Annotated in this window: 34 protein-coding genes and 1 pseudogene; 14 read left to right on the forward strand and 21 right to left on the reverse strand. The window is 36.7% G+C overall.

Features of this window, described 5'->3' with window-relative positions; translation table 11 throughout:
* Positions 1-194: 194 nt before the first annotated feature.
* The 18 genes from A9G35_RS05365 to A9G35_RS05445 all read right to left on the reverse strand — a co-directional run bounded on the left by A9G35_RS05365 (position 195) and on the right by A9G35_RS05445 (position 11,145).
* Positions 195-677, reverse strand: a complete 483-nt coding sequence (locus A9G35_RS05365; RefSeq protein WP_065636015.1) for a phage virion morphogenesis protein — start codon at positions 675-677, stop codon at positions 195-197.
* A 101-nt stretch (positions 678-778) separates the two neighbouring features.
* The gene (locus A9G35_RS05370; RefSeq protein ID WP_065635994.1) at positions 779-2,008 is read right to left on the reverse strand and encodes a PBECR2 nuclease fold domain-containing protein; all 1,230 of its coding nucleotides are present in this window, start codon (positions 2,006-2,008) and stop codon (positions 779-781) included.
* Positions 2,001-3,491, reverse strand: a complete 1,491-nt coding sequence (locus A9G35_RS05375; protein ID WP_141673779.1) for a DUF935 domain-containing protein — start codon at positions 3,489-3,491, stop codon at positions 2,001-2,003. The genes A9G35_RS05370 and A9G35_RS05375 overlap by 8 nt, the downstream gene beginning before the upstream one ends.
* Positions 3,491-4,882: a terminase large subunit domain-containing protein gene (locus A9G35_RS05380; RefSeq protein WP_141673780.1), complete on the reverse strand. Its 1,392-nt coding sequence runs from the start codon at positions 4,880-4,882 to the stop codon at positions 3,491-3,493. Before A9G35_RS05380 ends, A9G35_RS05375 begins: the two co-directional genes overlap by 1 nt.
* Positions 4,879-5,424, reverse strand: coding sequence for a phage protein Gp27 family protein (locus tag A9G35_RS05385; RefSeq protein WP_065569094.1), 546 nt, complete (start codon positions 5,422-5,424; stop codon positions 4,879-4,881). The genes A9G35_RS05380 and A9G35_RS05385 overlap by 4 nt, the downstream gene beginning before the upstream one ends.
* 1 nt (position 5,425) lies before the next feature.
* Positions 5,426-5,722 (reverse strand): VpaChn25_0724 family phage protein, encoded by a 297-nt coding sequence (locus tag A9G35_RS05390; RefSeq protein ID WP_065635996.1) that lies wholly within the window; start codon positions 5,720-5,722, stop codon positions 5,426-5,428.
* 6 nt (positions 5,723-5,728) lie between these two features.
* Positions 5,729-6,031: a DUF2730 family protein gene (locus tag A9G35_RS05395; protein ID WP_065574282.1), complete on the reverse strand. Its 303-nt coding sequence runs from the start codon at positions 6,029-6,031 to the stop codon at positions 5,729-5,731.
* Positions 6,028-6,228: a TraR/DksA C4-type zinc finger protein gene (locus tag A9G35_RS05400; protein ID WP_065635997.1), complete on the reverse strand. Its 201-nt coding sequence runs from the start codon at positions 6,226-6,228 to the stop codon at positions 6,028-6,030. Before A9G35_RS05400 ends, A9G35_RS05395 begins: the two co-directional genes overlap by 4 nt.
* On the reverse strand, positions 6,221-6,412 hold the full coding sequence (locus tag A9G35_RS14090; RefSeq protein WP_442903170.1) for a hypothetical protein: 192 nt from the start codon (positions 6,410-6,412) through the stop codon (positions 6,221-6,223). The genes A9G35_RS05400 and A9G35_RS14090 overlap by 8 nt, the downstream gene beginning before the upstream one ends.
* Positions 6,333-6,800, reverse strand: coding sequence for a hypothetical protein (locus A9G35_RS05405; protein WP_065635998.1), 468 nt, complete (start codon positions 6,798-6,800; stop codon positions 6,333-6,335). Before A9G35_RS05405 ends, A9G35_RS14090 begins: the two co-directional genes overlap by 80 nt.
* The gene (locus tag A9G35_RS05410) at positions 6,793-7,416 is read right to left on the reverse strand and encodes a transglycosylase SLT domain-containing protein (RefSeq protein WP_065635999.1); all 624 of its coding nucleotides are present in this window, start codon (positions 7,414-7,416) and stop codon (positions 6,793-6,795) included. The genes A9G35_RS05405 and A9G35_RS05410 overlap by 8 nt, the downstream gene beginning before the upstream one ends.
* 2 nt (positions 7,417-7,418) lie before the next feature.
* Entirely contained in the window at positions 7,419-7,835 is a 417-nt protein-coding gene (locus A9G35_RS05415) for a putative holin (RefSeq protein ID WP_065636000.1), read from the reverse strand.
* A gap of 116 nt (positions 7,836-7,951) precedes the next feature.
* Positions 7,952-8,323, reverse strand: coding sequence for an ASCH domain-containing protein (locus A9G35_RS05420; RefSeq protein WP_065574278.1), 372 nt, complete (start codon positions 8,321-8,323; stop codon positions 7,952-7,954).
* A complete protein-coding gene (locus tag A9G35_RS05425; protein ID WP_065574277.1) occupies positions 8,301-9,371 on the reverse strand; it encodes an acetyltransferase in 1,071 nt (356 codons plus the stop codon). Before A9G35_RS05425 ends, A9G35_RS05420 begins: the two co-directional genes overlap by 23 nt.
* An 87-nt stretch (positions 9,372-9,458) precedes the next feature.
* On the reverse strand, positions 9,459-9,785 hold the full coding sequence (locus tag A9G35_RS05430) for a hypothetical protein (protein WP_065574276.1): 327 nt from the start codon (positions 9,783-9,785) through the stop codon (positions 9,459-9,461).
* Positions 9,786-9,793: 8 nt separating this feature from the next.
* Positions 9,794-10,147: a hypothetical protein gene (locus tag A9G35_RS05435; RefSeq protein WP_065574275.1), complete on the reverse strand. Its 354-nt coding sequence runs from the start codon at positions 10,145-10,147 to the stop codon at positions 9,794-9,796.
* Positions 10,148-10,156: 9 nt separating this feature from the next.
* The gene (locus A9G35_RS05440) at positions 10,157-10,741 is read right to left on the reverse strand and encodes a hypothetical protein (RefSeq protein WP_065636001.1); all 585 of its coding nucleotides are present in this window, start codon (positions 10,739-10,741) and stop codon (positions 10,157-10,159) included.
* Positions 10,738-11,145: a helix-turn-helix domain-containing protein gene (locus A9G35_RS05445; RefSeq protein WP_065574273.1), complete on the reverse strand. Its 408-nt coding sequence runs from the start codon at positions 11,143-11,145 to the stop codon at positions 10,738-10,740. The genes A9G35_RS05440 and A9G35_RS05445 overlap by 4 nt, the downstream gene beginning before the upstream one ends.
* A 93-nt stretch (positions 11,146-11,238) precedes the next feature.
* Between A9G35_RS05445 and A9G35_RS05450 the strand changes: the two genes are divergently transcribed.
* The 13 genes from A9G35_RS05450 to A9G35_RS05505 are packed head-to-tail and all read left to right on the forward strand — an operon-like array spanning position 11,239 to position 18,955.
* Positions 11,239-11,430, forward strand: coding sequence for a DNA-binding protein (locus A9G35_RS05450; protein WP_065567015.1), 192 nt, complete (start codon positions 11,239-11,241; stop codon positions 11,428-11,430).
* A gap of 45 nt (positions 11,431-11,475) precedes the next feature.
* A complete protein-coding gene (locus tag A9G35_RS05455; protein ID WP_065574272.1) occupies positions 11,476-11,784 on the forward strand; it encodes a helix-turn-helix domain-containing protein in 309 nt (102 codons plus the stop codon).
* Between the two features lie 5 nt (positions 11,785-11,789).
* On the forward strand, positions 11,790-12,797 hold the full coding sequence (locus A9G35_RS05460; RefSeq protein WP_065636002.1) for a hypothetical protein: 1,008 nt from the start codon (positions 11,790-11,792) through the stop codon (positions 12,795-12,797).
* Between the two features lie 24 nt (positions 12,798-12,821).
* Positions 12,822-14,600, forward strand: a complete 1,779-nt coding sequence (locus A9G35_RS05465) for a DDE-type integrase/transposase/recombinase (RefSeq protein ID WP_065636003.1) — start codon at positions 12,822-12,824, stop codon at positions 14,598-14,600.
* Positions 14,600-15,829, forward strand: a complete 1,230-nt coding sequence (locus A9G35_RS05470; RefSeq protein WP_065636004.1) for an ExeA family protein — start codon at positions 14,600-14,602, stop codon at positions 15,827-15,829. Before A9G35_RS05465 ends, A9G35_RS05470 begins: the two co-directional genes overlap by 1 nt.
* Positions 15,829-16,101: a hypothetical protein gene (locus A9G35_RS05475; protein WP_065636005.1), complete on the forward strand. Its 273-nt coding sequence runs from the start codon at positions 15,829-15,831 to the stop codon at positions 16,099-16,101. Before A9G35_RS05470 ends, A9G35_RS05475 begins: the two co-directional genes overlap by 1 nt.
* A gap of 19 nt (positions 16,102-16,120) precedes the next feature.
* Complete coding sequence (locus A9G35_RS05480; RefSeq protein WP_065636006.1) at positions 16,121-16,642, forward strand: host-nuclease inhibitor Gam family protein; 522 nt, start codon at positions 16,121-16,123, stop codon at positions 16,640-16,642.
* A 2-nt stretch (positions 16,643-16,644) separates the two neighbouring features.
* Positions 16,645-16,788: a hypothetical protein gene (locus tag A9G35_RS13405; RefSeq protein ID WP_167370098.1), complete on the forward strand. Its 144-nt coding sequence runs from the start codon at positions 16,645-16,647 to the stop codon at positions 16,786-16,788.
* Positions 16,781-16,984 (forward strand): hypothetical protein, encoded by a 204-nt coding sequence (locus A9G35_RS05485; protein WP_065636007.1) that lies wholly within the window; start codon positions 16,781-16,783, stop codon positions 16,982-16,984. The genes A9G35_RS13405 and A9G35_RS05485 overlap by 8 nt, the downstream gene beginning before the upstream one ends.
* Positions 16,981-17,670 (forward strand): DUF2786 domain-containing protein, encoded by a 690-nt coding sequence (locus A9G35_RS05490; RefSeq protein ID WP_065636008.1) that lies wholly within the window; start codon positions 16,981-16,983, stop codon positions 17,668-17,670. Before A9G35_RS05485 ends, A9G35_RS05490 begins: the two co-directional genes overlap by 4 nt.
* Positions 17,671-18,072: a gp16 family protein gene (locus A9G35_RS05495; protein WP_065636009.1), complete on the forward strand. Its 402-nt coding sequence runs from the start codon at positions 17,671-17,673 to the stop codon at positions 18,070-18,072.
* 10 nt (positions 18,073-18,082) lie between these two features.
* Positions 18,083-18,589, forward strand: a complete 507-nt coding sequence (locus A9G35_RS05500; RefSeq protein ID WP_065636010.1) for a hypothetical protein — start codon at positions 18,083-18,085, stop codon at positions 18,587-18,589.
* Positions 18,590-18,592: 3 nt separating this feature from the next.
* Positions 18,593-18,955, forward strand: a complete 363-nt coding sequence (locus A9G35_RS05505; protein ID WP_065636011.1) for a Mor transcription activator family protein — start codon at positions 18,593-18,595, stop codon at positions 18,953-18,955.
* A gap of 125 nt (positions 18,956-19,080) precedes the next feature.
* Here A9G35_RS05505 and A9G35_RS05510 read toward each other — a convergent pair whose 3' ends face one another.
* The 3 genes and pseudogenes from A9G35_RS05510 to A9G35_RS05520 form a co-directional block, all read right to left on the reverse strand.
* Positions 19,081-19,263 carry a hypothetical protein gene (locus tag A9G35_RS05510; protein ID WP_065636012.1) on the reverse strand — a complete coding sequence of 61 codons (183 nt, stop codon included), beginning with the start codon at positions 19,261-19,263 and terminating at the stop codon, positions 19,081-19,083.
* Positions 19,263-19,886: a DUF2345 domain-containing protein gene (locus A9G35_RS05515; RefSeq protein ID WP_065636013.1), complete on the reverse strand. Its 624-nt coding sequence runs from the start codon at positions 19,884-19,886 to the stop codon at positions 19,263-19,265. The genes A9G35_RS05510 and A9G35_RS05515 overlap by 1 nt, the downstream gene beginning before the upstream one ends.
* Positions 19,881-20,926, reverse strand: a pseudogene (locus A9G35_RS05520) (type VI secretion system Vgr family protein); the annotation flags it as partial. The pseudogene A9G35_RS05520 and the gene A9G35_RS05515, both read right to left, overlap by 6 nt.
* Positions 20,927-21,006: 80 nt before the next feature.
* Here A9G35_RS05520 and A9G35_RS05525 point away from each other — a divergent pair.
* The gene (locus tag A9G35_RS05525; RefSeq protein ID WP_065585449.1) at positions 21,007-21,306 is read left to right on the forward strand and encodes a transposase; all 300 of its coding nucleotides are present in this window, start codon (positions 21,007-21,009) and stop codon (positions 21,304-21,306) included.
* Positions 21,307-21,527 lie beyond the last annotated feature (221 nt).

A 21,527-nucleotide genomic window follows, 5' to 3' on the forward strand; every position in this document is an offset into this window, starting at 1 on the left:
CTTATTTTGAGAAAAGGGTAATCTGAACGCGGGCAGATAATTTTTTAATGATTTGGAAAGAGGAACGGCAAAATAATAGAAGAAATACACACTAAAAACTTATTATAAAGCATTTACAACACGATTAAAGCGATTCGTAAATAAACTAATTAGCCTTTTTTAGTAAAGTGGTTTAAAACGCGTTATATTGCGTTTTAAGCAAAACCCAAGTGCTCACGCACAACATCGACCAATAGTAATTTATCTTGGGCGTTAATGCCAAGCCATGGTCTGGCTGGAATTACCACTTTCTTTACAGGACGTCCTCCCACATTTAATGCATTGCCCTTAACTGGTTTAATTGTACCGCCGAACTGATGGATAGCGCCATAGATTAAGTTCGTACCAAACAACAAAGTATTGCCTTCAATCTGCCAATGCAACGTACTTCTTAGATTACCATCTAGCGTTAAAATTTTATCTTTTTGTTTGGGTTTAGATTCTTGATACCACGGTGATAATGCTTGCCAAGGTATACCATCTGGTGATTCTTGGGCATTAAAGCGTGCTTCATGAATATCTAATAACACTTCACCCATGTGATCAAATAAACCAGACATATCATCTATGGCTGCTTCAATATAAAGCATGGCATCAAGCGCATCTTGTATATTAAACTCAATATTTACGCCAGTCATTTTTTCACCTATACTAGTTTTATCGTATGTACGGGCAGCTTCCGCCAAAGCCTCGAATCCCACGTACAGCGACCCAATCGTGGCGGTGATTGGGTTTTATTTTATGTTCGTTTAAACACTCGAACACCAACCCTCAGTTGCTCTAGATAGTCGGGGTTATCAGGCGCAAATGTCGTCACACCGAGCCAACCATCATCACCCACTTCAAATACCGCAAGCATGGGCTTAACTTCACCATCAATCATAAAACGCGAGATATAACGCCGACGAACTACCGATTTTTGTAGATGATCAAAGTATTCCATTCTTGTCCAAATTTCATCAGGCAGTTTTAACGAATCCGCCAGTAATAATAAAAATTGCTCACGACCACGTTTTGTAACTTTCAATTCACCAGTTTTGCTAACAGTGAAAAGCTGTTTACCGATTACTAATGCATCACCGGCTACATCTTTAAAAATAGCTGGCTTAGTTAACGTTGCGCCAAATTCATTTAAGAAAATATTGGCATAATCTTCTTCAGTTAAGCCCTTTTCTAACAGTCTATTTTTGCTTACTTCACGGATAGCTGGCCATTCATCAGTTGCTTTGCTTGATGGTAAACCTCGTTTTAAAGTTGGATCTGTATCTAATGGATTTGGTACAAAATTATCAAGCCTTGATTGCCCTGGTATATGTTCAAAACTAGGGTCAACTCCCTCAGGTACTCGAACTATTCTAGGATTACCACTATTTTCCCCAATTACTCTATCAACCCAATTTATTGTTGGTGCTTTGTCAGGTTGATTTTTTCCCATTCTTTTTAGATCACCTTTAGTACGCCCACGAACACGACATTGGCAACCATATCCATTTGGAGGGAAATGAGTATTCCACCATGGGTCATTAAAATTTAATACCAGATGATCCCAACTTTGATGAAGTTCACGAGGGTGTTCAACATAATCACTATGCAAATATTCCATGTATGGAAATTTAGCATCACGTAATTGTTGATAACGTCCAGCTTGATAAGATGAATTTAAATTCGTTTCATAGATGATACGAGTACGCCAGTTAAAGCCGCCGTTATAACTCCAACCATGTTTTTCGACAATTTCGGCAAAATCCTTTCTAAACTCTTCAAGGGTAGTACCTTGGCTAATAGCCTTATCAATTGCTGCACAAAAATCATTTAGTAATGCATTACGATTAGCGCCCGCCACAACAAAAGCATAATCATGCTCATTATTGTAGATATCTACATAGCTGTTTGTGGGCACATTTGCTTTACGCCGGAAAAACTCAATTTGCTCTTTAAATGGCAACGAGCCATATGCCACATTAACCATTTTTGCTATCCTCAAGTAGTTCTGTGCGACCCGCTAAATTAGCTGCTGTTAATGCGTCAGCCATGACCTTTGCATATTCATCTAATTGCATATCGGGAATTAGCTCAAATAACTTATCACGCAATTCTTCTAAGGATTGTACGCTATCAACCAGTTCTTTAATTTGATTAATCCATTTATCAGTAACGGGATGCATCTCGGTGTTTAATCTTTGTGACTGAAGTACTGGCGCAAAGGTATTCGGTTGCTGTTCGGCAAAATCAACGTTTTTTAAAGATTGCACATCAATCGGTTCTGCTAGTTGTGGTTTTTCTTCCCACTCGCCACCATAAGTATCTTGCACATATGCAAGGGTTGGGCGATAGCCGGTTGACTCAATAATGTTCTTATCACGTTCTGATAATGATTTCAGATCCTCAGGTTCATCAAAAATACGTGAAACTTGAGGAACTGCAGCACTGGGAAAATTCATCTGTGTAAACCATGTACCAGGCCCACGATTCCAGCTTTCACACATTACATCAGAATCTGATTTTGCAATTGATGTTAGTACCGCAGCTTGTAATGACTCATCACCACCGATTGAGCTAGATGCACCACCTGAGGAAGTAATTTGTCCAACGGTTACACGCCGAATAGCTTCGTTCATTGAGTCGTAAAAAGCTTTGTAATCGCCTGCGCCTGAGCGTGCTATTTGTAGCAATTCAAGCGTCATGCCATCTGGCATGATGATGCCTGAATCGGTCTGAATTGCACGAGTGAGTGACAGTAAGTCCCTTTTTTGTTCTTGTGTTGCACCTGTACTATATTTGCCCACTGCCGTTGGCATGCCGAATTTTTCCAGAAAAATTAGCCAGAACTTAATATCATTGCGTTTAAAAAAGCTTGGCCAGTAAAGCCAGTGAGCCAAGCCTAAGCCGTAGGGTTCATCATCATGATCGGCACCAGTTGCATAATGCCAAAAGTACGGTGCATCACAAGCAACACCTTCATGCATATTATTGGGCGTTAATAAGCGCAGTTCACCCATTGGAGTAAACCGAAAACGACGGCGATCACGAACTTTGATATCGTCAATCCAATATAGATTATCTTTGATGCCATAAATCAACTCCGCTACGGCATAACCATAAAAAACACCGTAATGCATTAACTTAGTCACTCGGTCAAATCCAACCGATTTCAGTAACTCACTCATAGCTTCAGCAGCTTCAATATCAATTGGTTTATCTCCACCTGGTTCAACTTTCCATTCACGTGAAATTACGGCATCTTGACGTTGGGTAAATGCTGACTTGACTTCATCATCATTCAATACTTCTTTATAAATATCTAAACGACCGCCACCCCGATTACGAAGAACACTGTCATCTGGCAGCGCTAGCGAACCAACAAACAATTTAGTAATATCATTATTTTCACCTGTGCCTGCCAGCTCTCGTCCTGTTTCAACATGTGGCTTTTTGCCTTTAAACCATAACATTAAATAAATCCTCCAAAATCGTTACCGCCCCGTACTGTGCCAAAGCCTGTATCAGTTGTTTCCAGTTCTGAGCTATCCGAATATTGATTCAATGAACGGTAAGAATCACGATATCCAAGTGACTGATATTCAATTTCATACCCATCTTGGCTAGCTGCATTAATTGCAAGAAAGGCAGCCCAAGTTCTATCAGCATGGCCGTTACTATCAGAATCAGCAACAAAACGCGGTTGCCCCGTTGCGCCAGTCACTTTTTTTAACTTATGCAAATCAGCACGAAGGGCATTATTGCCAGCGGGAATACGAAGTTTTCTATCTTGAAATGCTTGTTTACCTTGTGTTGCTAATGTTAATTTATTTGGAGCGGTAAATAGCACACCTTCAACGACCATTTCACCATAACGTCGTTTAGCATCCTCCACCGGTTTTTCACCCATACCTGTTTGGTCCATACAGATACGAATAACACGATAACGCCTAAAAACATCATCAAGCAGTAAATCTTGTTCAGCAAAAGAGAGTCGTTTACGCTCAATAATTTCACGAGTCCAAAGAACATCGCCCACTAGTTCAATGACCCAAATAACAAATAGGTCATTACGTGCAGCAATATCAACGCCAACAAAAGCAGGATTGCCTGTATAGTGTTCAGGCAATCCTGCTTTTTCATCTTCGACGCTAGTAATTAAATCAAAATCAAGCCAACTACTCGCTTCATCTAACCATTTAAGTTCAAACTCTTGTGCCCATAAATCATCATCACCGGCACCTTTGCGTAATTCCTCAATATTTCGAGGTAACCCATCATTAACGCATTGATAAATATCCGCTACATGGCGTGACCAACCATCATCTTTACCAGTCATCAGTTCATAGAACTTATTCCCTTTACCATTGGGGGTGCTAATGACTCGCAATTTTAATCCGGGCTTTGAAATAACAGGGAACAAGGCTTTCCAAATGGCACGGCTATCTTGATGAAAGGCAAATTCATCAAGTAACACACTAGCACTAAAACCACGAGCGGTGTCAGGATTGGCGGGTAAAGCAGTAATTTTACTACCACCAGGTAATTCAACTTCAAGCGCCCGAACATTGGTATCCCAATCATAATCGAGTTCTTTAAAGCCTGCGGACATTGCACGCAGATGAACTTTAACACCCTCATTCATGGCTTCACGGGCTTGACGTTCACCCCGTGATAAAATAACCCAACGCGCACGTTTTCCGTGTGCTTCAGCTCGCAAACAATCGAGAACAATTTGCAAAGTACTGGTAAAGGTTTTACCGCATTGCCGAGAGAACATAGCAATAGCAAAACGGCTAGTGTCGTTTACCCACTGTTTTTGATAGTCATAGAGTTTTAAGGCCGGTTCATTTTTTACTGTCATAAGTCATACGCCGCTTTAATTACTTTAGCTAACATTTCAGCTGGTACTTCGCCTGTTTTTTCTAGCTCATCCAGTTTTTCTTTTTGCTCACGCAATAACTTTTCACGTGCTGCTTTTTCGATTTCCTGCCGCTCTTTAAAGCTTAATTGACGGGCTTGCATGGCTTCTTTGGCTGCTTTCGCTAAAAAACTAATTTCTTTAATCGTGATATCTTCCGATTCATGGGCTTTAAATGCAGCACGCGTTGCCAGCGTTGTAACAGCCTGAGCAAGTAGTGCTCCTGATTTATCATCAACACTGTCACCAAGCTCATCAACCAAAATACGTGATGCTGTTTCAATTTCACGTAAGCTATTGGTCATTTCATTAAAACCTTTTTGATAGCGGTGAAGACTGGAACGACTTGGCGTATCAGTACTTGGAAACTTTTGTTGCAGTTCGGTAATCATTTCATCAAGTGTAAGCTGATCGGCTCGTAATAATTTTTCGATATATGCTCGAACTTCTGGCTCTAGCTTGTGAATTGTTGATTTACGTCCCATATTAAGCTCCTGCGCCTGGTCGTTTGACACCATGCACAATCACTTTTCCTGTTGCAACATCCGCACCAAAATCAGTTAAACGTGCAACAATAACACTACCGATTGTTTCGATTTTGATTAAATCTTGCTGCCCAAGCCAACTTAAATGGGTTTTAACTTGGTCTCGACTAATAGCGTGGCCATAGTGATCTAACGCACTATAGATAATGCTAGAATTACTACTGTAACTTGGCATTTCATATAAGATACGCAAAATAACCAAACGTTGATCTTCTTTTAAAAATTCAGCGTAGCTCATAATTCCTCACTTGTTCTTTAATAAAAATTGATTAATGTTATCTAATTGACGAGATAATCCTGAAAGCCGATCAGATAACTGATTTAAAGTAGCTTCATTGCTACTTAATTTTTCAATCAATTTGGTTACCTGATGCTGAGTTGGTAATGACTTAACCGTCTCTTCAACTTGTGTTACTCGAATACGTAAGTCTAGTAGCTCTTTTTGGCTAGCCGATTGACGACCAATTAACCATGAGTAAACGCCAACCACCGCCATTACAGCCCATTGCAGAAACTGCCAGTTAAAGGTAAGTTCATTAAAATTCATCGTTTATTCCTTTTTTCTTCTATCGAAGCACATTCAATACATAAATCAGTCACTAATGCTTTTCGACGTTCTTCAGCTATCGGCTCTTCACTGATTCGACAATACAAACTTGATACTCCCGTTTTTGCTTGATGTTTCGCCAGTGCACGGTTTAGTGTTTCCATTTCAGCTGTTGTTGCTAAATCAGCGTTATCCATTGTTTACCTCATTGATATATTTTAATAGTTCAATAAATCGACCTGAGCACTGCCCATATTGGTCATAAAGCTGTTTTAAGGCTTCAGCTAAACCATCAGCGGTATTATTTCGTCGTTTTACGGGTAATTCGCATGGTACCGTCAGTTGTGCTGGTAAAACCATGGGTTGTTGCTTGTGCGGCATTTGCACGGGCCGAGTCGATGAACTGCAAGACACTATCATCAAACACGCAATGAGTGCGATCATTAGCCGTTTTGTTAAGTGCATCTTGTAATGCTTGAGTTGATTGTTCATCATATAATTTCCTTTCTGCTATCTGCTGTGACAATGAATAACTTGCATCATTAGCAGTTTTAGTTAGTTGCTTTGTACTCTCAATAAATTGGCTTAAAGTATTCATTGCTTGTTGTGCTTCTAAAGCAATATATTCTTGTTTAGCCATTGATTTGCCATGACTAATACCTAATCGGTAAAGTGCACCAAAACCAACAATCAAAAATATTCCCAACAAAAAATAACTTTTATTGTTCACAAAAAAGCTTTTGATTAATTTGTATATATTTTTAATCATCACAAACTCCTAAACCCCAATTTTCATTTATATAAACAGGTTGCCAGCGGTAGATAATACGAATTGGATAATCACGGTTTTCTTTAAAATTAATGCTGTTACGTCCACCATTAATATTTTCAACAACGCCCCAGTAGTGAGTAGCATCTTGGTATTCTCGTTTTGCTCGCTGACGATCACGATTCACCCAACCAAGTCCGCCGTTATATGCCGAAAGGGTGAATCCCCATCTATCACAATCACTCGCCGTTGCATTAATACGCTGATATAACCAATAATCATATTGAACTAAGGCACGCAGTGCCCAAGATGGGTTATAAGGTTCGTTGCTACCCAATGATTTAGGATAAGCCCCTGCAATCCAATCCGCCGTTGCTGGCATAAACTGAGCCAAACCTTGAGCACCAACATGTGATTTTGCGTTTACTTTCCATCGAGATTCCTGATGAATTTGAGCTGCAAACAACGCAATTGGCGCATCAAGACCAAAAATTGCTCGTGCATTACGTGTCAGTTCCCGTTGATGTTGCTTAGCATCATTTGGTACAACTGCTATAGCAGGCGCTAAATGACAACTAAACAGCATAAATACAATAAGTAAGGTTAAGTAACGCATGGCTATAATCCAAGTGTTACGCCAAGAATCACAGCGGAAACAATCAACGCCCGCCGAATCAGAACAACCGCAAACAGGGTTCGATACTCATCAAGAACAGGGTATTCCGCACACATTTTTGAATCCATTGCCTCTGGTTGTTCATTGTTTTCTAAAGACTCAATATATTGCTTGGTATAAAAATCAGGACCAAACTCTTTCCAATCGTTATATAAATAACCGCCAGGAGATGCATAAGGAAAAAGAGCGCGATCAAGGTGATAACCCACAACAGCAGACAGTAAAACGAGAGACAGTTTGTAAGCAACGACAGGCAACTGTTGAGGTGAGATTAACGTAATAATTGCAAATAAAGTAATAGCGACTAAATACCATTTAAACAAACGAATCTGGGATAATTTTTTGATTGGATGAGCCATAAAAAACCTCATAATTAAATTAATGTATGAGGTTATTATGATCTTACTTACTTGAAATGTAATTTGAACGGGGGCAGATTATTCATTAACAATCTAAATGTAATTGATATTTTCAATTATAAATAACGGTATGATTGAGGTGCCACAATATTATTACCCAAATAGTTCAAAGGTTTAGGTTCCTCATATTGAGTCACTCTACCAACAGCGATAGCAAAGGCTTGTTGTTTTTGTTCAAAATATGCATCATAAAACCGCTTACTTATACCCGCATATTTTTTTGTTTTTTCCCACACTAAATCAGGATTATCCGATATCACGTAATCTATATCAAATTCTCCAACGACTTTTCCAACAGGCATTGTCGCATAAATCACTATAGTCTTAACCGATTTATTTTTAAAAATATTTTTTCTAAATTCAAATCGTTTTTCACCAGATAATATTTTTGTTACAAATTCTGGTTTAATTGATAATAAGACTTTCATTAATTTCACCTAGTTTTAATATTTTTTCAAATTGATTATCGCTTAGTTTTAAACAAGACCATCTTTCTTTTTCGTTTAAACCAACCTCATTGATTAGTATCGCTCTATTGGGGCGACGAGATAATGCGATATTATATGTAAACTTTATTACATAACAAGGAGAATAAGTTTTATAATAATTTTTAGAATATAATTGATTCAATTCATCTAATGTGAATACACTATATTTACTACAATAGTCAACAAACTTTTTATTGTTAGAAAAAGAAGAAATAGTCCTTACTTCTTCAATAACACAGATTGATGTCGTAACGGCAGAATAATGAGCGCTTTTACCTTCTTCTCTTGTTCTATAAATTACTACAATATCCCCTTTATTAAAATTACCAGTCATTGGGATATTAGAAATATAAACTTTATGAATACTATTTGTATGAGAAACATCATCAATTATTGAGCTTGATTCTGTTTTTAAAATTGAATCTGGGAAAAGTTGAGTATGGTATTTTGGGTATACAGCCAATAAATATTTATTTGTTTTAGTATTAATATATGGGTAATCTTTTTCCAAATCCCCCAAAAAAGTTCTTTTTTTTAGTAATACATTTTCTGTACCATTATCACTTTGTTTTGTACCATGTATACAAAAACCATATCGTTTAAAAAGATTAATTAAATAATCATGTTTATCAAAAACTGTAACGTATATCCCTGAAACATTATTTGCTACGGCGTTATCAAATATTTTTTTTATAAAACGTTCACCACGTAATGTTCCTGCCGGGTTGAATTTAAATGTACCAATCTTTAGATAACGTCCATTAGTTAATGGAGGAGTAATATCATCAACATTATTTTCTAACTTTAAATACATAAAACCATCGATAGATGAATAATTATAATTATATAAAACAAATGCAGTATCTTGTGTTTTTACTTTCTTATTCCACCAATCAACAAAGCCATGAGCATAATCGCGTTTTAACGAATCAAAAAAAGGATCTGAAAAATTAACTTCTGCGAATTTTTGTATCTTTAAGTTATCCATATCTATCCCTCATATTCAAAATTGACAATAGTTATAGGTGTTTATTATATTTAGCCATTAATGTTAATTATTCTATTACTGTCAAACTTACTCTTCCCCACAATCTTTCTTCTCTTCAACTTCTTTTAATTGCGCCAACCGCCTATTCGCACTTTTCAGCGCTTCACCTTTTTCAATAACATTACCAACCCCAAAATCACCTAAAAAGGATAGAACGGAACGACCATCAAATTTACTTTCTTTGTCAACATGTTCTATAAAACCTTGAACTTTTGCTTTTTCTAGTGCTATTTCACGGCAAGTCATGGTTTCTTTTTCATATTGAGTTAATTCACCTTGTCGCCCGTAATTTTTAGTAGCACATCCAGTTAAACCTAAAGCTAAACATAAAATTAGTAAACTTAATTTATTCATACTTAATCCTATTTATTTATAGATTCAATTTTGTAATAGCCAACATTTACGCCTTCAGTAATATCCTTATTTTTATATTGCATGTCTTTATCTGTAAAAAATGCAAATATTCGTTCGTGAAAACCAGTATAGGCTCCAAAGCTATTTTTAGAATTAACGTAGTATAAAATAATGTCTGCATTATCTCCGTTTATCTTTACCCTAACTGGTTTTTCGAATTTGTACTTAGCACTATCAAAATCTTTTAAATTAAGTTCTAAATAATTAATAATTTGCTTTTCATAATCACTATGAGAATCACAGCCAACTAGCCCAAAAACACTAAATACAATTGAAATCCAAAATAACCATAAATTTTTCATCTTTAATCCTTAAAAAATAATCGCACCCAAAATAAAACCCACGGCAAATATTGCTAACGTGGGTTTTATTTGAGTTCTGAATAAAGTTATTGTTTGGTTATATAAATTTTGATTATTTAATTTCTCTAAATTAGAAAGTTCTTCAACATAATTTAATACATTTTGTAGCTGCATTTTATTAAGCCGTTTTAAATCTGAAGTACAAAATTGCCGCTTACTGTAATGATTCATCTTATTTTTTAATTCATCTTTGTCGTTAATTTCACAAAGAATCAAATGGATAAGCATTTTGCAAGATGCTTTTTCTTTAGCTGCTTCAAATTCATCAGTTAAAAATTTATCGGCAATAGGAAATTGTGAAACAGTTATTTCATTAATACTACAAACACCAAGAGTAGCGTGTAGTTTAAGCCATAGTTCTGGTGCCGTTAACTCCCCGTAGTTTTCAATATCAGAAATTAAATTATTAAGGGATTTTCGTTGAGCGGGAACTAACGGGCGAGTATCTAACTCATCATCATTACTTGACGTAATATTATAAATATCTCTACCAGCTATTTGTTCTGCCGTATTATCCTGAAGTCTAACCGTCACTTTGTTTTCCGCCTCCTAGTTGTATAAATATTTCCACCAGCAATTTGACCTTCACCTCGAATTGTATTATTCGAAATATTAACCCCTGCCTGCTGAGCCGTTCCTGCCGTTAGTGCACCTAAGGCTGCCGCTTTAATTGCCAATGGCGCTGTTCTAAATTTGTCAATTAAATCTTGCTCATCAACAGATAAATTATTTGTTGTTCTAATACCAGTTACAACATATTGAACATCTAACCCAAAATTAGCTAATGTAGATAAATATAACGCATCAGGAAATCTCTCACCTTTTTCATAATTAAGTTGAGTTAATTTCTTTACATTAGCAATTTCTCCCATAGCAACTTGGCTAAGTCCCATACGTTCACGTTCTTCTTTTAGTCTTAATCCGATATTTTTTTGCATACTTTTTATCTTGACAGGTATAAATATTTATACCATAATTTAACACATAATTTATAAATCACTTATTAATAACTTATATCAAAGGAGCTAAAAATGTCTAAAGTTCTCACTCCCGAACAAGTTAAGCAACAATTTCAACAAAAAGGCAAAACTATCAAATCTTGGGCGATTGAAAATGGTTACCACCCCGTTGTTGTTTATAACGTTTTAAATGGTTTAAGCCGTGCTCATCGTGGTAAAACACACGATATAGCAGTAAAACTTGGCTTAAAACAAGCTTACTAATGCTGATTGTAACAGTTTTTCATATACAGAAAAAGGGCGAAAAACATGAACAAATCACAAATTTCGACATCTGGTACTCGAATACTTAAGGTACTAAAAGCGCTTAAAGGTTATACGTTAACGGGTTTATCTAATGGCGATATCGCAAAGATGATTAATGAATCACCTGTTAATGTTACCAGATCATTACAAACATTAATTGAGGAAGGCTTAGTAATTAAGCTTGATAACGGCTTGTTTGCTCATAGTGTGCAAATGTTGCAAATAGCACAGGCGCATGCAATTCACATCACTAAAATGCAAGACCAAATAACAGAAATCAATCAACGTATTACTGCTGGTTCAAGAGGATAACTAAAATGGCAAGAACAGCAAATCCAACAAAAGAAGCAATTGAACTACCTGCAATTGATGAGCAAGGGATTAATGATGCAATGAATACCATGACTACTATTCAAAGTGAATATAACGAAGAACGGGATTTAGTTAACCAGCTTTTAGGTCAGGCTCAAATGGCGGATGCTTTTGCTAAATTTTCCCTAACCGTTAGGACTTCTAAATTAAATTTTGTCAAAGAAAACAAACTATATCGTAATTTAAAAGGTAAAAAAAGTCCTAACGGTTATGACTTTTTAACAGGAACTTGGGAAGAATTTTGTAATTTATTAGGCATATCTGTACAGAAAGCTGATTTAGATATTCAAAATTTAAAAGAATTCGGAGAAGAAGCTCTTGAAAGTATGTCTCAAATGGGCATCGGCTACCGTGAGTTACGCCAATATCGTAAGTTACCCGAAGACCAAAAAACGGCATTAATTGACGTTGCTAAAGCTGGTGATAAAGAGGCATTAGTTGAATTGGCAGAAGAGTTTATTGCTAAAAATGCTAAGGAAAAAGAGCAGCTCAAAAAAGAAAATAGTAATTTGCAAGCTGATTATAAAGCATTAAGCAAACGTAATGCTGATGTAGCGAAAGAAAAGGAAGAATTAGCAATAAAATTGGCTCAATTTGAAATGAAAACCATACCACTTGATGAGCGTTTAGAGCCGTTTAAAAAACAGATAGCAGAAACGCAATCACGCATGGATAAGCTATTTGAAGAACAAAGGCAGTATGTAGACATTATGTATAAATTAATGCTCGAAATACTGGAGAATGACCCTGATTACGATCCCGAAAAACCATATTCATTGCCCGAATCAATGCAAATTGCATTATTAACATTGAATGGTTCAGCTGTATTAACTTTAGATCAAGCTCGTTATGTGCATCATGAACTTTGGAGCAAATTTGATAGCGATATTATGGAAGCTCAACAGCGACAAGAATCTTTAGTAAATGAGAATATCCAAGATTTATATAAATGATATTTCATATCAAGGGAATTTAAAATGGTATCACCTAATATTCGCAACTATTTAAATGAATTAGCAATTAAGTTAGATAAAACAGATTTTGGTTCAAGAAGCGCTATTATGAGTGAAGCACAAGCCTTTTTAGGTATTTCTAAACAAACTATTTACCGACAATTAAAAGAGTTTTGTGGTTGGTCAAGTGATCGGAAATGCAGAGCTGATAAAGGTGATACAAGTGTTTCTGATATTGCTTTAAATGCGGTCGGAGCAATATGTAAAGAGTCAGTGCGTGATAATGGTAAACAAACTATGTTTACAACAACAGCAACAAGTATTGCAAAACAAAATGGTTATGAAATTGGTGTAAGTACTAATCATTTTGCAAGATTATTACGAAACCGCAAAATGAATGTAAAAGCACAGCAAGTGGCCAATCCTGTTCAGTCATTACGTGCATTGCATCCCAATCATGTGCACGAAGTAGATCCCTCTCTATGCCTAATTTATTACATGAAAGATAAACAACATATTATGCGTGACCGTGATTTTTATAAAAACAAGCTAGAGAACTACGCAAAAGTTAAATACAAAGTTTGGCGTTACACATTGTATGACCGTGCATCTGGCATGATTATACCTTGGTATGTCGAAGCAGCAGGCGAAAACCAACACTCATTATTCCAATTTTTAATGTTTGCCTGGGGTAAGCAAGATGGGCGGTTATTTCACGGTGTACCACAACTTCTCTATTGGGATAAAGGTTCGGCTAATACATCATCAGCAATCAAGAACTTGCTAGACCATTTAGAAGTTAAATATCTAGAACACGAAGCAGGCAATGCAAGGGCTAAAGGTGGTGTTGAAAATGCCAATAATATCATCGAAACACAATTTGAAAGCCGTTTAAAGTTTCAACCTGTCAGCAGTATTGATGAGTTAAATCATGCAGCAATGAACTGGGCGGAGGCATATAACGCCAATCGTTTACCAGGACAAGATACACGTTTGCGTCGTATTGGATTATCAGAACCCGTATCACGTCAATCACTTTGGCAACATATTACGGCAGAGCAATTACGCACATTGCCATCAATAGAAGTTTGCCAAGCCCTTATGGCAAGTCGTGAGCAAGAGCGCCAAGTTAAAGCTGATTTAACCATTAGTTTCAAACATCCGCAAGCTGATAGTTCGCTTATTTATAGTTTAAAAGGCTTAGATGGTATTGCTGTTAAAGATAAAGTCAGTGTGCGTTCATTAGTTTACGGTGATTGTGCTATTCAAATTGAAGTACCTCGTTATGACGGTGAAGCACTGATTTATCGTGTTGAGCCAGACCGCAATTTTGATAAGTTTGGACAACGTTTAGATGCACCTGTGATTGGTGAGGAATATAAATCTAAAGGTAATACAGAAATTGAACAAGCAGCGAAAGCCATGGATCAAGTGGCATACCCAAACATGACCGAAGATGAAATCAAAAAAGCGAAGCAAAAACAAGTAGCACCGTTCGGTGGCAAACTCAATACACTCAGTTATCTAGATGATATAAATCATCCAGCTTATTTTGAACAAAAAGGCAATGAAATTGAAACACCAGAACATTTAAAGCCAGCTACCACAACATTAACGCTAACCGCAGCTTTAATGCGTATTACCAGTTCAATCGGTCGCAGATTAACAACTGATGAAAATAAGTGGCTATCCGCTCGTTATCAAGATGGTGTACCGGAAGATTCGTTAGATTCACTAATTCGTACATTTACAACACCTGTTGCAGTTGGTAACGGTACGACAGGGTTTAGGAGTGTTAAATAATGCTGAAATTAAAAAGCGTAATGACGCAATTCAATATCAAACAAGCGCAACTCGCCAAGCATATTGATTATAAAGGCAATTCAATCAGCCAAGCAGTAATTAGCCAGCTTGTTAATCACAATATTTGGCCACGCTCTATTAAGCATGAAGAACTAGAGCGGAAGATTGAAAAGGCATTAATAAAATTAGGTTTAAGCAATGATTATTTACTAAATATTTTTGAAGAAGAAACTGACACAGCCGAAATCTTGGCGGACGACGCTGTGCCAGTTGACTCAAATGAAAACTTAACAAAGGAGTCAGCCTATATGTTACTACGAAAACAAACTATAAATCGAGATGCACGGGCACATTTCCGCATTCCTAGGGATCCATTTACGGATGAAATGACCGAAGATGCCGACGTTTATCTATCTGATGATATTCGTTATGTACGTGCTGCAATGCGCCAAACAGCAAAACACGGCGGAATGCTAGCCGTAATTGGTGAGTCGGGTAGCGGTAAATCAACACTACGGCACGATTTAATTGATTGGATCAATATTAATCATGAACCAATAACGGTTATTGAGCCGTATGTATTAGGGTTGGAAGATAACGAAGTCAAAGGTAAATCACTAAAAAGCATGGATATTAGTGGCGCAATCATTAATGCGATTGATCCACAGACCAAACCAAAACGTAGTGCTGAAGCACGAGCAAGGCAAATGCATACTTTACTTAAAAATAGCGCATTATCAGGTCGTAAACATTTAATGATTATTGAAGAAGCGCATGGTTTATCAATTCATACGCTTAAGCATTTAAAACGCTTTTATGAGCTACAAGAAGGCTTTAAAAAACTGCTATCAATTATTTTAATTGGCCAAACAGAATTACAAACAAAACTATCAGAATACAATCCTGAAGTTCGTGAAGTGGTTCAGCGTTGTGAAGTTGTGAACTTAAAACCACTGGATTTTAAAGTTGAAGAATATATCAAGCATAAATTTTCACGTGTTGATATGGACTATACAACGTTATTTGATTCATCTGCATTTAATGAAATCATCAATCGGTTACGTGTTGCAACAACACGTCGAGGTGAAAAGCAAGTGCGTTCATTATGTTATCCATTAGCAGTAAATAACCTTGTTTCTAACGCATTAAATCTAGCTGCACGCATTGGTGCGCCAAAAGTTACAGGTGAAATAATTGTTGAGTGTATCAAAGACCGAGGAGATATCTGATGAAAAAGAACCAACTAATCAGTAATAGCATCAATGCGGTTAATAAGGCTGTAAATATATTATCTAATGAAGAATTAACTGTCATTGGTTTTTATCATGATTCACTTTCAAAACCGACTATTGAAATTGAGCATCACCCTAAGTGCAATAAATATATAGATGCTGGTCAGGCAACGTATTATCGACACGAAGGGTACCATCGATTTGGGCAGTTTGAATTAAATGGCTGTCGAATTATATGGAGAGAGTGCGATATTAGTCGCTTGCATTAATTTAATAGGAGCCATAAAAATGATAAAAGCAAAAAAACGTATTAAAGCAGCCGCATCTGTTTATGCAGTGCAATCCAAAGAGGAAGTAACATCATCAATTAGAAATTTAGGTGATATTCAACGTGAATTGATTCGCCTAGAAACAGAAATGAATGACAAAATAGCCGAAATAACGGCAAGCTATTCATCAACTATTGATTTACTAAAGCTTAAGTCTACACAACTACAGACAGGTATTCAAATTTGGTGTGAAGCAAATCGTGACGAACTGACTAATGGCGGTAAAGTTAAATCAGCTAATTTGATTACTGGTGAAGTCCAATGGCGTAATAGACCACCATCATGCACTATTCGTGGTTCAGAATCAGTTATTGAGGCATTGAAAGAACTGAAATTGAATCGTTTTATACGTACAAAAGAAGAAGTTAATAAAGAAGCTATTTTAAACGAACCAAATGTAGTAGCACATGTTCCTGGCATCACTATCAAAAAAGATGTAGAGGATTTTGCGATAGTACCTTTTGAACAGGAGGTTATTTAACTATGCAAAAACAAGATTTTTATATTTTGCATCAATTTATATTAAGCCAGACAGCTAATTTTATAGTTCACTGTAAAGAGTATGGTTTATCTGAATTTGAAGCTGATCGCATCATCGACGAGCTAGAGGAATTAGCAAATGGCTAAATTCTCTAGCCCAAAACGTTATATGCCCGACCATTATATTTCAATCAGTCATGAACATTCATTTATGCGTGAAGTAACTGGTCAGGGCTATGTTGATGGAAAGCTGTACGATGAACTTTATGCTGAATATATAAAATTAAAATCAGCTAAAACATTAAAACAGCGTTTTGTTAGTTTTTTTAAGGTATTTTTATGAAAAATAATAATGAAAAGTATATTGATAAAATCAAAAAACTTTTAGCTTTAGCAAAATCAACAAATCCCAACGAAGCTGCTATTGCAATGAATCAAGCCATCAAATTGATGGTAAAACATAATATTAGTAATAAAGATGTGGAATTATCTGAAATTGAGGAACATGTGTCAAAACATGCCCCTTCAAATGCAGAAAAACCACCAAGATATTTTTCAATATTAGTAAGTATCATTTCAAGCGCATTTGGTGTGCGAGCTTACTTTATTAGGGAAAACAATAAACGAAAGGTTTCATTTTATGGACTTAGGGAACGACCACAATTAGCAGCTTATACCTTTGACGTTTTAAGTGTTCAATTAGTTAAAGCTCGAAAAGAATTCTTATCGCAACAAAATGGTAATTGTAAAAAAATCACTAAAATCAACCGAGCTGATGCGTTCTGTGTTGGCTGGGTTAATGGTGTTTATCAATTAATTGAAGATTTTGCAATGACTGATGAGGAACTAAATCTATTAGCTGAATATAGAAAGACCAAAGATTTATCACCAGCTAAGGTTAGAGATGCTAAAAAGTGTAATGGTTCAGACTCTTCACAATTTATTGGTTACTTACAAGGTAAAACCGCTCAATTGAATCATGGTGTATCAAGTTCAGGTTATTCTCCATCATTAATAGAGGGTAAATAGATGAAATCTAAATACATCAGGCTGATTCATATTGCAAAATCTCAACTTAATCTGGATGACGATACCTATCGTCATCTATTACGGACTATAACTAAAAAAACTAGCACCAAGGATATGACAGTTTGGGAACTGGAAAAAACTCTAAATCACCTTAAATCAAAAGGTTTTAAAGTTAAATCATCAAAAAAAACAGGGAAGATAACTGCTACAGAACCAGTTCATAAAAAAATACGCTCATTATGGCTAGAACTAGCTGATGCGGGTGAAGTAAAAAACCGCTCAGAAAAAGCTATCAATTCTTATGTAAAACGTATTACTGGTGTTGAAGTAATGAATTGGCTTACTCAAAAACAAGCAATGGTTGTAATTGAAAGCCTAAAAAGTTGGCAAGCTCGCATATAAAGGAAGAAGCATGAAATTAACACGTTGCCCAATTTGTCATAACGAAATTAATTTAGAAGCATTAGTCGAAGATGATTCTGGCAGAGAACTACTTATATTAGTAAGTAATTTAAACTATGGCTGTGCTAAACCGATGATTGCCTATATTGGTTTATTTCGTACTCAAAAATCAAATTTAAGTAATTCTAGAGCAGTAAACTTAATTAATGAAGTTCTGAAATTATATCAACCAAGCAGGCATCTAGCTCACGCACTACGGGAAACAGTTAATAATATTCACGCTAAGCGTTTAACTAGTGAGTATAAACCGTTTAAAAATCATAACTACTTAAAATCTGTTTATGAATCAACTAAGCATTTATTTGCATACGTTGAACATAAAGAAGAAGACAAACCAGCTCGTAGCAGTAATGAAGAGTATTTTGAACAGATGTATAGAGCCGGTATCGATTTTAATAAATTAGAAAAAAATATACCCGGTGCACTAGATTGGTATAAGAACAAAACAGGAGCGTAAATTATGACTAAGTCTGCAATATCTATTAAACGTCACGAACTGCTAACGCATATATCATTATCTGTGGCTAATGAAGCCATGGATTATGGTCTACCTGAAGATATTGCAGCTCATCTTGGCGATAGTATTGCAAATACAATTTCAGAACTGTTCGGCGGTCAGAATATCACATTTCCACGCGACTACAGATTTAAACTAAACCAACGTGACTTGCAAATCTATGACGCATTTAAAGGCAATAACTACGCAGAACTAAGTCAAAAATATAAAATGACAGAACGAGGTATCAGAAAAGTAATCGACCGAGTTCATAAACGAATGATAAAAGAAAAACAACCAACACTGTTTGAATTTAATGACGCCTAATTAATTTTTAGAGCAAAATTTTTTAGGCAATTTTTTATTTCATATTTTGTAACACTTTTTCAAAAAACAATTTCATTATTTCCCTGTTTATTTTGTTATATCCCATTTATCTCATCATTCTATTATTATTTATCATGTTCTATTTCACTTAGTACAACTTGGATAGCTTCTTTACCTAGATTTTCTTGTAAACTTTCCATCGATAATAGATGAAAATAACTTAGCGAAACTAAATTATCAATTAGTAGATAACGATACTGCTTGCGTGCCTTTTCATTATCTAAAAGAGTGAGTATTTGCTTTTCCATTATGCTGACTCCGAACAAGTATCGCCTTTTGGCAAATTGGGGATTGGTACTTGGTAATTTGCAGGTCCTAATATACGAAAGCTAGCCGATTTAACCTGAACATCACCCGGGGCGAGCATTTTTATCCCGCCATTTTCAATTACAATAGCAACATCATCACATGCCAATACGAGTTTTTTCTTGGCTGATATAATCACTTCGCTGTCGGTGCTGGTAATTGTCATATTTTGTTTTGAACTTAATTGCATTTCATCATTTTGAGCCTGTATTTCGACATTACCTTGCGAAGCAAATAGCTTTATGCCCATTTTGTTGGCAAATAGGCTTATCATGTTACCCGCAGTGACCATAAAGCGTTTAAACGCACTAACATCAACCGTGTTTTGTGCTGTCTGGATAATGTTTTCACCTGCGGTGTGTTGAATTGAACTTGGGGTGACATCCGCCATGCCAGCTGGTGCGTAAGTAAGTATTCCCGGTTGTTTTAGTTCTTTTAAGCTTTGTTCAAATAGCTGTTTTTGGGTTTGTAAATCAGCCAGTTCAGCTTTGGCGGCCTCGGCAAGTTCATTGAGCCGTTTAACCATTTCGCAAGCTTGTGCAAGTTCTTTAACCGCATTATCCATTTGTAGTTGTATATTACTTGCCTGTGTCTGCTCTTCGCTAGTGATATACAGCCCTTTACCCGCTCTTATCGCCCCCAGTCATCGGTGCGTAGTTCAAAACCTTCACCGCGGGGTTGTTTTTTTTCGTTAACTAAGTGACCAATATTAAGTTGCGTTTTGCCGTATTCAGTAGCCAGTTTGATGTGCTCTTGTCCGCGTTTGTCATCCATGCACAGTTTGTTATTAGCCGGGGTGCGAATGATGTTGCGGTGTTTGTTGATGGTGGTGATAGGGTCAGGGTGGGCACTGTCGTGCATGGCATGGGCTATATACGGCCTATCGGGATTGCCGTTCATAAAGGCGATGACCACTTCGGTGCCGTCAATTAAGGGAAAGTGAAAGCCATAGGTGCTGCCTGCATACGGTTTGGCTAAACGTATCCAAAGGCTTTCTTCGCCATTTTTCCATGTTTTTAGGTCAAAGTTAAATTTAACGCGGTAGCGTCCTTGAGTGTCAATATAGCCATAGGTGTCATTGTCGGGACTGGTGACCCTTGCCGGCAAGGTGCCGCTGATTTGGGGCCAGCTGATAGGCGTCGGGCGGTAGAGCGTTAATGCCTGATAAGGAATCGCAGTAAATTCGAGCTCGTATGCATCGGTGCGGTTACCGTGTCCTTGTACACTTAAAATAATTACGCCGTCATTGATATTATTCAGTGGACTGCCGTTGAGGTTAATCCATTGACCCGGTGCTAGCGCGTAGTGGTTGCTTTTACCGTGAATAATAACTTGTTGGCTGATTTTTTGTTCGTGCCGTAGGCGTGCATACCATTCACCACTTTCGATGCTAATTTCACTAGAATTGTTATCACTAGTCTTAACTTGACCGTTATCATTGAGTCCTTTGTAGTGCTCTTCATAACGGTAATCAGTGCCATAGGTGGTGGTGCTTTTCGGTTGGGTATTGATGTCTTTGTGCAAATCCGTATTGGCGGTTCGATAGTTATAATCATTTACCTCAACTGATGAGGCCACCACGGCACTGTGTAAGCGAATATCCCAAACGCTGGATCGGCTACACTAATTCATACAACTTTTTTAAGGGGTAAGGTAAACTTATCACAACTAAAAAAGGAACAAATATGAATAAGATTAAACGCAAAAGACGAACATTCACAGATGATTTTAAACACCAAATGGTCAGTCTTTATCAACATGGTAAATCACGTAGTGAAATCGTTGCCGAATATGATTTGACACCATCAGCTTTGGACCGTTGGATAACGCAATCAAGCCAAAGTGGCTCATTTAAAACAAAAGATAATCGCAGTCCACAAGAACAAGAGCTAATCGCGTTGCGTAAAGAGCTTAAACAACTCCGCATGGAAAACGATATTTTAAAGCAAGCAGCACTGATAATAGGGCGAAAATCGCTATCCTAAAAGCAAATCGACATCGTTATAGCATAACAAAGCTATGTCAATATTTAGGATTATCAAGATATTATGCTTATTATCAGTGTAAATTGAATAGACAAAAATCAGTAGGGCTTTATGCCGATAAAATCGTGACGCTATTTAATCAGAGCTATCAGTCTTATGGTACAAGACGAATTCGTTTTGATTTACAAAAAGAGAATATTTGGGTGTCACGCCGTTACATT

Source organism: Gilliamella sp. Choc5-1, from assembly GCF_001690595.1.
Taxonomy (GTDB): Bacteria; Pseudomonadota; Gammaproteobacteria; order Enterobacterales; family Orbaceae; genus Gilliamella; species Gilliamella apicola_M.

What these genes read in the sequence shown, in the direction of transcription:
- A9G35_RS05365 (WP_065636015.1), bottom strand. Translation starts at nt 677, where the DNA reads ATGACTGGCGTAAATATTGAGTTTAATATACAAGATGCGCTTGATGCC.
- A9G35_RS05370 (WP_065635994.1), bottom strand. Translation starts at nt 2,008, where the DNA reads ATGGTTAATGTGGCATATGGCTCGTTGCCATTTAAAGAGCAAATTGAG.
- A9G35_RS05375 (WP_141673779.1), bottom strand. Translation starts at nt 3,491, where the DNA reads ATGTTATGGTTTAAAGGCAAAAAGCCACATGTTGAAACAGGACGAGAG.
- A9G35_RS05380 (WP_141673780.1), bottom strand. Translation starts at nt 4,882, where the DNA reads ATGACAGTAAAAAATGAACCGGCCTTAAAACTCTATGACTATCAAAAA.
- A9G35_RS05385 (WP_065569094.1), bottom strand. Translation starts at nt 5,424, where the DNA reads ATGGGACGTAAATCAACAATTCACAAGCTAGAGCCAGAAGTTCGAGCA.
- A9G35_RS05390 (WP_065635996.1), bottom strand. Translation starts at nt 5,722, where the DNA reads ATGAGCTACGCTGAATTTTTAAAAGAAGATCAACGTTTGGTTATTTTG.
- A9G35_RS05395 (WP_065574282.1), bottom strand. Translation starts at nt 6,031, where the DNA reads ATGAATTTTAATGAACTTACCTTTAACTGGCAGTTTCTGCAATGGGCT.
- A9G35_RS05400 (WP_065635997.1), bottom strand. Translation starts at nt 6,228, where the DNA reads ATGGATAACGCTGATTTAGCAACAACAGCTGAAATGGAAACACTAAAC.
- A9G35_RS14090 (WP_442903170.1), bottom strand. Translation starts at nt 6,412, where the DNA reads ATGCCGCACAAGCAACAACCCATGGTTTTACCAGCACAACTGACGGTA.
- A9G35_RS05405 (WP_065635998.1), bottom strand. Translation starts at nt 6,800, where the DNA reads ATGATTAAAAATATATACAAATTAATCAAAAGCTTTTTTGTGAACAAT.
- A9G35_RS05410 (WP_065635999.1), bottom strand. Translation starts at nt 7,416, where the DNA reads ATGCGTTACTTAACCTTACTTATTGTATTTATGCTGTTTAGTTGTCAT.
- A9G35_RS05415 (WP_065636000.1), bottom strand. Translation starts at nt 7,835, where the DNA reads ATGGCTCATCCAATCAAAAAATTATCCCAGATTCGTTTGTTTAAATGG.
- A9G35_RS05420 (WP_065574278.1), bottom strand. Translation starts at nt 8,323, where the DNA reads ATGAAAGTCTTATTATCAATTAAACCAGAATTTGTAACAAAAATATTA.
- A9G35_RS05425 (WP_065574277.1), bottom strand. Translation starts at nt 9,371, where the DNA reads ATGGATAACTTAAAGATACAAAAATTCGCAGAAGTTAATTTTTCAGAT.
- A9G35_RS05430 (WP_065574276.1), bottom strand. Translation starts at nt 9,785, where the DNA reads ATGAATAAATTAAGTTTACTAATTTTATGTTTAGCTTTAGGTTTAACT.
- A9G35_RS05435 (WP_065574275.1), bottom strand. Translation starts at nt 10,147, where the DNA reads ATGAAAAATTTATGGTTATTTTGGATTTCAATTGTATTTAGTGTTTTT.
- A9G35_RS05445 (WP_065574273.1), bottom strand. Translation starts at nt 11,145, where the DNA reads ATGCAAAAAAATATCGGATTAAGACTAAAAGAAGAACGTGAACGTATG.
- A9G35_RS05450 (WP_065567015.1), top strand. Translation starts at nt 11,239, where the DNA reads ATGTCTAAAGTTCTCACTCCCGAACAAGTTAAGCAACAATTTCAACAA.
- A9G35_RS05455 (WP_065574272.1), top strand. Translation starts at nt 11,476, where the DNA reads ATGAACAAATCACAAATTTCGACATCTGGTACTCGAATACTTAAGGTA.
- A9G35_RS05460 (WP_065636002.1), top strand. Translation starts at nt 11,790, where the DNA reads ATGGCAAGAACAGCAAATCCAACAAAAGAAGCAATTGAACTACCTGCA.
- A9G35_RS05465 (WP_065636003.1), top strand. Translation starts at nt 12,822, where the DNA reads ATGGTATCACCTAATATTCGCAACTATTTAAATGAATTAGCAATTAAG.
- A9G35_RS05470 (WP_065636004.1), top strand. Translation starts at nt 14,600, where the DNA reads ATGCTGAAATTAAAAAGCGTAATGACGCAATTCAATATCAAACAAGCG.
- A9G35_RS05475 (WP_065636005.1), top strand. Translation starts at nt 15,829, where the DNA reads ATGAAAAAGAACCAACTAATCAGTAATAGCATCAATGCGGTTAATAAG.
- A9G35_RS05480 (WP_065636006.1), top strand. Translation starts at nt 16,121, where the DNA reads ATGATAAAAGCAAAAAAACGTATTAAAGCAGCCGCATCTGTTTATGCA.
- A9G35_RS13405 (WP_167370098.1), top strand. Translation starts at nt 16,645, where the DNA reads ATGCAAAAACAAGATTTTTATATTTTGCATCAATTTATATTAAGCCAG.
- A9G35_RS05485 (WP_065636007.1), top strand. Translation starts at nt 16,781, where the DNA reads ATGGCTAAATTCTCTAGCCCAAAACGTTATATGCCCGACCATTATATT.
- A9G35_RS05490 (WP_065636008.1), top strand. Translation starts at nt 16,981, where the DNA reads ATGAAAAATAATAATGAAAAGTATATTGATAAAATCAAAAAACTTTTA.
- A9G35_RS05495 (WP_065636009.1), top strand. Translation starts at nt 17,671, where the DNA reads ATGAAATCTAAATACATCAGGCTGATTCATATTGCAAAATCTCAACTT.
- A9G35_RS05500 (WP_065636010.1), top strand. Translation starts at nt 18,083, where the DNA reads ATGAAATTAACACGTTGCCCAATTTGTCATAACGAAATTAATTTAGAA.
- A9G35_RS05505 (WP_065636011.1), top strand. Translation starts at nt 18,593, where the DNA reads ATGACTAAGTCTGCAATATCTATTAAACGTCACGAACTGCTAACGCAT.
- A9G35_RS05510 (WP_065636012.1), bottom strand. Translation starts at nt 19,263, where the DNA reads ATGGAAAAGCAAATACTCACTCTTTTAGATAATGAAAAGGCACGCAAG.
- A9G35_RS05515 (WP_065636013.1), bottom strand. Translation starts at nt 19,886, where the DNA reads ATGGATAATGCGGTTAAAGAACTTGCACAAGCTTGCGAAATGGTTAAA.
- A9G35_RS05525 (WP_065585449.1), top strand. Translation starts at nt 21,007, where the DNA reads ATGAATAAGATTAAACGCAAAAGACGAACATTCACAGATGATTTTAAA.